Raw genomic sequence first — 6,084 nt, 5'->3', positions numbered from 1 at the left:
CTGCCGACACGCAGATTTTCAGTCTGCTGCTCTACCGACTGAGCTATCCAACCACCGAAAAAGAAAAGTAATTTTAGCCATGCAATACTTAAATCTCGGTTAAAATCCTCGATTTTCGCTAGATTTTTGTACGTTGCGCTCCAAAATAGCCAAATTTACTCAGTTGGAATTTTCTAAATTTTAGTGATAAAAATATTGCTTATGCAGTAATTTGCAATAATCAAAACGGCCTATCGATCTTAACAATTAAAAGGCAAAGTGATATAAAAATTATATTATTTAGCCAATTCTGCAAATTGTATACTTGGTTTTAGACTATGCAAAGTAGATAAATTCGCACTAGAAAATAGCATTGCTTTAAAATTTACATGCAATAACGGACAACAGACTGCGATTAGTTAAATTTGGCACCAAAATTTTAATTTTGACTTGGCGAAGCATCTTTATAACATCGCGCTCGGGCTAATAGTGTGACATAGGGATGTTTGCTTCGGGATTGAATTTATTTAGATATCCGCACAGCAAAAGCGTTGAAATTTTAAAATACGATTGCAAATATATTAATAAAGGCTCGACCTGATCCATCTAAACTTGATATGCTTATCTATCCGAGTTGTGCGACTTGTTTTTTAAATAGCTCGCCGCGTTCAGCGTAGCTTTTAAACTGATCCAAACTCGCACAAGCAGGGCTTAGTAGCGCTATTTCGCTCGCAGAATGTATGGAATTTTTAAAATTTTCGAAATTTTTAGAATTCTGCGAATTCCGAGTTCCACCGTCGTTTGTGCGGCGTTTCGGCGAAGAGGCGTTGTCGCTTGCGGCAGATGAGCCGCCGCCTTTTTGCAGCGTATTTTCGCCTATCTTTGCGCTTTCTTTTGCCTTGCTGTCGCCGCCACACCTGCTATTCGCGCTTAAATTTTGTACTTTCAATTCGCCTGCGTCGCTTTTTTCAAAATCCGCGCCTCGGTACCGCTTCGAAATTTCGCTCACCGCCGTTTGTAAAATTTCGCAGCGCACGCAAGGAAGTTTGTATTCGTCGCACAAACGCACGATTTTATCGGTATTTGAGCCGATTGCGTAAATTTGCAGATCGTATTTTTTAAACTCCGCAAAAAGCGGGTGCAGATCCACGCCTTTATCGTCGCCGCCAAGGATCAGATGTATTTTGCGCCCCGCGTATCGCTTCAGCGCCTGCGCGCACGCATCGATATTGGTAGCCTTCGTGTCATTGACCCAGATCCTGCCGCGCGCGTCGGTAAACTCCTCTAGCTTATTGCCTTCGATCACGAAGTCGTTTAGTCGCATGGCGTCGCATCTGTCGAATAAAATTTTCTCCACGCACAGCGCCAAAAGCGCGTCTATCAAAAACGGCGTGCGGAATTTTATTTCGCCTAAATCGATGCCGAATTTTTGCGCCAGATCCGCTTCGTCCTCGTAACAGATCACGCGAGCAAGGCTGTTTTGCGCGGCGGCGGAGCTTTCGTAGGCGCGCGGGATCAGCGCCACGGAGCCTTCGCGCATCGCTAGCAGCGGCGAGAGTTTAGCGCGCTCATACTCCGCGAAATCGCCGTGCCAGCTAAGATGATCGGGCGTGATCGCAAGCAGCACGTAGATGTCGGGGCGCGCGTGTTTGGTGTAGTGCAGCGTAAACGAGCTCGTCTCCAGCACCCAAATTTTGGCACTTTTATCAAGCTTTGCGAGTGGAACGCCCACGTTGCCGCCCATTTGCGAGCCGTATCGCTCTAACAAGTGCTGCGTCATCTTCGTCGTCGTCGTCTTGCCGTTCGTGCCGCTGATCCAAATTTTAAGGCCTTTGTAATCGCTGAAATAATCGTATTCGCTGATTAAATTCTGTGCCTTTCGCACCAGCTCGTGATGCGGCGGAAAGCCTGGACTTGGGATTTCAAGCTCGCTTGCGGCGGGATCGAACTCGCTCGGGTTTAAAAGCGCGTTACCGAACTCGTCCAGCTTCGGCGCGCCCGAAGAAATTTCAAATTTATCGTCGTAGATCTCCCAGCAGCCGCCTTTTTGGCAGTGCTCGGCGATCGCTCTGGTCGTAAGCCCGTAGCCAAATAGCGATTTTTTCATTTTTCTCCCCTTTTGCCCCATAAAATTTGAGTTATCTCATCGGCGCCAAGCTCAGCCATCTCGCCGTATCTTTCGCGCGCCGTTTCGAAGTCGGGCTTGATCTGCGCTCGCATTTCATCTCAATTTCAGCGACGTCAGCGCTATGATATTTGCGATCAGCGCGATGATCCAAAAGCGGATGATGATTTTGTTCTCGACCCAGCCTTTAAGCTCGAAATGGTGGTGTATCGGCGCCATCAGGAAAATTCTGCGTTTGAAAATTTTAAAGCTGCCCACCTGTAAGATCACGCTGAGCGTTTCGATGACGAAGACGAAGCCGATCATTATGAGTAAAATTTCGTTTTTCGTGATGACCGCGCAGTATCCTAAAAATGCGCCTACGCTGAGGCTGCCGCTATCGCCCATAAATACTTCGGCGGGGTAGCAGTTAAACCACAAAAACCCAAGTAGCGCGCCGATGAGCGCCGAGACGATGATGCAGACCTCGCCTGCGCCCGCGACGCGCGGTAGCAAGAGATACTGCGAGTAGATCGCATGCCCGCAGAGATAGGCGAACACGCCCAAGCTGCAGAGCGAAAACACCGACGGAATGGTCGCTAGCCCATCTAATCCGTCGGTTAAATTTACCGCGTTTGAGCTAGCGCTTATCACGATTGTCCAAAACAGCGGCGCGAAGATCCATAAATTTAGCAGAGGGTATTTGAAAAACGGCACGAAAAATTCCCCGCCCAGGTCGCTAAAAGCATAAAGTGTAGCTCCGATCAGAAAAGCCAAGAAATTTTGCAGTGCAAATTTAGCCCGTGCGCTAAGGCCTGCGTGGTTTTGGCGACCTAAAATTTTAGAGATATCGTCCTTAAAGCCTATGTATCCAAAGCCCACTAAACAAAGCAGCCCGCAGAGCACGAAGACGTTGTTTAGCTTGGCGCACAGCAGGCTAGCAAGCACCGCCGCGGTAACGAAAACAAGCCCGCCCATCGTGGGGGTTTTGCTCTTTTTCTGATGGTTTTGCGGTGCGAGCTCGTAAATGGGCTGCGCGGCGTGTCTATTTTGCGCCCAGCGGATAAACCGCGGCATAGCCCAGACCGAAAAACAAAAAGCGATAAAAAACGCAAGTCCTGCGCGCGCGGTGATGTATTGGAAAAAATTTATATTCGTAAGATGATAGAGATAATAAAACAAAGTTTGCCTTTTAAATTTTATGAAATTTTATATGAAAACGCGCATTTTAGTATAAAAGAGGTAAAATTTAGCTTTTAGGGCGGATGAAATTTTGTCGCATTTGCTAAAAGAAAGTATAATGCCGCTCGTAAAAACAGCGCCGCAGATCCGCCTAAAGGCCTGTGCGGCGAAATTTAGACGAAATTTAGGAGCCAAAATGGGGCAAAAGACGATTTTACTTATCACCGACGGCATCGGCTTTAACGCGAGCGATAAATTTAACGCGTTCGCAAACGCGAAAAAGCCCGCCTATGATTATCTTTTTAAAAACGTGCCCAATACGCTGCTGCGCACCTCTGGGCTTGCCGTGGGCTTGCCGCAAGGGCAGATGGGAAACAGCGAAGTAGGGCATATGACGATCGGAAGCGGTAGGATTCTGTATCAAAACCTAGTCAAAATCGATCGCGCGATCGATGAGGGCTCGCTTGAGAAAAACGAAGCGCTGCAAAGCCTGCTTTCAAAGTGCTGCAGGCTGCACGTCATAGGGCTTTACAGCGACGGCGGCGTGCATTCGCACCTGCGCCATTTCGACGCGATCTGCGAGATAGCGCAAAATGCGGGATGCGAGACCTGGGCGCACGCCATCACCGACGGGCGCGACGTTTCGCCGAGCAGCGGGGTAGAATTTTTAAAGCATCTACAGGCTAAATTTAAAGTTGCGAGCGTGTGCGGGCGCTTTTACGCGATGGATCGCGACAAGCGCTTTGATCGCGTAAAGCGTGCTTACGACGTGCTTATGGGCGAAGCGGCGCCGCTTGAAATTTCGCCTAGCGAGTATGTGCTGCAAAGCTACGAGCACGGCGTGAGCGACGAGTTTATCGAGCCCGCGAGCTTTAGCGGCTTTAGCGGTATCGGCGCGGATGACGGAGTGATTTTTATAAATTTTAGAAACGATCGCGCTAGAGAGCTTTGCGCGGCTTTGGGCGATGAGAGCTTTAGCGAATTCAAGCGGAAGTTCGTCGTGAAAAATTTAATCACGATGAGCGAATACGACGCGAGCTTTAAATTTCCTCTGCTATTTGAGAAGCCCGTGCTTAAAAACACGCTTTGCGAAGTGATCGCGGAAGCTGGTCTTACGCAGCTTCACACCGCCGAGACCGAAAAATACGCTCATGTGACATTTTTCTTTAACGGCGGCGTCGAGGAGCCGCTGCCGAACGAAACTCGCGTGCTGATCCCGAGCCCCAAAGTAAAAACCTACGACGAGCAGCCGCAGATGAGCGCGCCTGCGGTGTGCGATGCGGTGATTCGCGGCATCGAAGCGGGGATCGATTTTATCGTCGTAAATTTCGCAAACGGCGATATGGTCGGCCACACGGGCAATTACGACGCCGCGGTAAAGGCGGTCGAAGCGGTGGATGAGTGCATCGGTAAAATTTTAAGCGCGGCGCAGGCGCATGATTACGCCTACGTGCAGATTAGCGATCACGGCAACTGCGAGGCGATGCGAGATGCTGACGGCGAAATTTTAACCAATCACACGACCTTTGACGTATTTTGTTTCGTGCTGGGGCGCGGCGTGCGTGAACTAAAAAGCGGACTTGGGCTTAGCAACGTCGCAGCGACCGTGCTAAAACTAATGGGGCTGCCAAAGCCTGCGGAGATGGACGAGGCGCTATTTTGAAATTTAAACGGCACGGGTTGCAGCTAAATTTAAACGGCTAAAATTTAGGTAAATTTGGATAAATTTACGCTAGAGATTAAAATTTTAATAAAAGGACAAGTATGAAATTTAGTGGAAAAAACGTTTTAATCACCGGTGCGAGCCGCGGTATCGGCGCGCAGATCGCAAGGACTTTGGCGGGCTATGGGCTTAAGGCGTGGATCAATTATCGTTCAAGCCCTGAGCCTGCAGACGCGCTGCTAGAGAAGATCCGCGCAAACGGCGGAGAGGGCGCCGTGATAAAATTTGACGCGACGAACGAAGCGGAATTTTGCGAGGCGCTAAGCTTGATCGCGCAAAGCGACGGCGAACTAAGCTATCTCGTAAATAACGCGGGCGTCACGAACGACAAGCTCGCGCTTAGGATGAAGCTGGAAGACTTCATGGGCGTGATCGAAGCAAATTTAAGCAGCGCCTTCATTGGCTGCCGTGAAGCTTTAAAGCTAATGAGCAAAAAGCGCTTCGGAGCGGTCGTAAATATCGCCTCGATCGTCGGTGAAATGGGAAACGCCGGGCAGGTCAATTACAGCGCGAGCAAGGGCGGAATGATCGCGATGAGTAAGAGTTTCGCAAAGGAGGGCGCAGCGCGCGGCATCCGCTTTAATTGCATAACTCCGGGCTTCATCGCTACGGATATGACGGACGCGCTAAGCGACGACGTAAAAGCAAGCTACGAAGCGAGCATCCCGCTTAAGCGCCTCGGAAGCACGAGCGACGTCGCCGAAGGAGTTGCGTTTTTACTCAGCGACGGCGCGGGCTACATTACTGGAGAGACGCTTAAAATCAACGGCGGGCTCTATATGTAGCGTTAAATAGCGGAATTTAAGGTTAAATATTATAGAATTACGCGGTATTTTTTTAAAGGAGTGCTAAAATGGCAGTATTTGAAGATGTAAGAGACGTAGTTGTAGAGCAACTAAGCGTAAGCCCGGATCAGGTTAAACTTGACTCTAAAATTATCGAGGATTTGGGCGCGGACTCTCTTGACGTAGTTGAGCTAGTAATGGCTTTAGAGGAGAAATTTGGTATCGAGATCCCAGATAGCGAGTCTGAAAAATTAGTAAGCATTAAAGACGTAGTAGATTATATAGAAAATTTGCCTAAGAAATAAAATTTT

5 protein-coding genes are annotated in these 6,084 nt (G+C 48.8%); 3 read left to right on the top strand and 2 right to left on the bottom strand.

The features are described 5' to 3' along the window. Positions 1-604: 604 nt before the first annotated feature. Positions 605-2,086 (bottom strand): UDP-N-acetylmuramoyl-L-alanine--D-glutamate ligase, encoded by a 1,482-nt coding sequence (murD, locus tag Q0101_RS05305; protein WP_297943015.1) that lies wholly within the window; start codon positions 2,084-2,086, stop codon positions 605-607. 114 nt (positions 2,087-2,200) lie between these two features. Then, positions 2,201-3,265 (bottom strand): phospho-N-acetylmuramoyl-pentapeptide-transferase, encoded by a 1,065-nt coding sequence (mraY, locus tag Q0101_RS05300; protein ID WP_177386640.1) that lies wholly within the window; start codon positions 3,263-3,265, stop codon positions 2,201-2,203. Positions 3,266-3,461: 196 nt separating this feature from the next. Between mraY and gpmI the strand changes: the two genes are divergently transcribed. From gpmI to acpP, 3 genes are all read left to right on the top strand, one after another. After that, complete coding sequence (gpmI, locus tag Q0101_RS05295; RefSeq protein WP_297943017.1) at positions 3,462-4,928, top strand: 2,3-bisphosphoglycerate-independent phosphoglycerate mutase; 1,467 nt, start codon at positions 3,462-3,464, stop codon at positions 4,926-4,928. Positions 4,929-5,029: 101 nt separating this feature from the next. After that, the gene (gene fabG, locus Q0101_RS05290) at positions 5,030-5,773 is read left to right on the top strand and encodes a 3-oxoacyl-ACP reductase FabG (protein WP_297943013.1); all 744 of its coding nucleotides are present in this window, start codon (positions 5,030-5,032) and stop codon (positions 5,771-5,773) included. Positions 5,774-5,841: 68 nt separating this feature from the next. Next, entirely contained in the window at positions 5,842-6,078 is a 237-nt protein-coding gene (gene acpP, locus Q0101_RS05285; RefSeq protein WP_005873350.1) for an acyl carrier protein, read from the top strand. The last annotated feature ends 6 nt before the right edge of the window (positions 6,079-6,084 follow it).

Source organism: uncultured Campylobacter sp., assembly GCF_937921625.1.
Classification (GTDB): domain Bacteria; phylum Campylobacterota; class Campylobacteria; order Campylobacterales; family Campylobacteraceae; genus Campylobacter_B.
This window is presented reverse-complemented; position numbering and strand designations above follow the sequence as displayed.

Excerpts from the sequence above, each read along its gene's own strand:
- murD (WP_297943015.1), bottom strand. The coding sequence starts at position 2,086 with ATGAAAAAATCGCTATTTGGCTACGGGCTTACGACCAGAGCGATCGCC.
- acpP (WP_005873350.1), top strand. The coding sequence starts at position 5,842 with ATGGCAGTATTTGAAGATGTAAGAGACGTAGTTGTAGAGCAACTAAGC.
- fabG (WP_297943013.1), top strand. The coding sequence starts at position 5,030 with ATGAAATTTAGTGGAAAAAACGTTTTAATCACCGGTGCGAGCCGCGGT.
- gpmI (WP_297943017.1), top strand. The coding sequence starts at position 3,462 with ATGGGGCAAAAGACGATTTTACTTATCACCGACGGCATCGGCTTTAAC.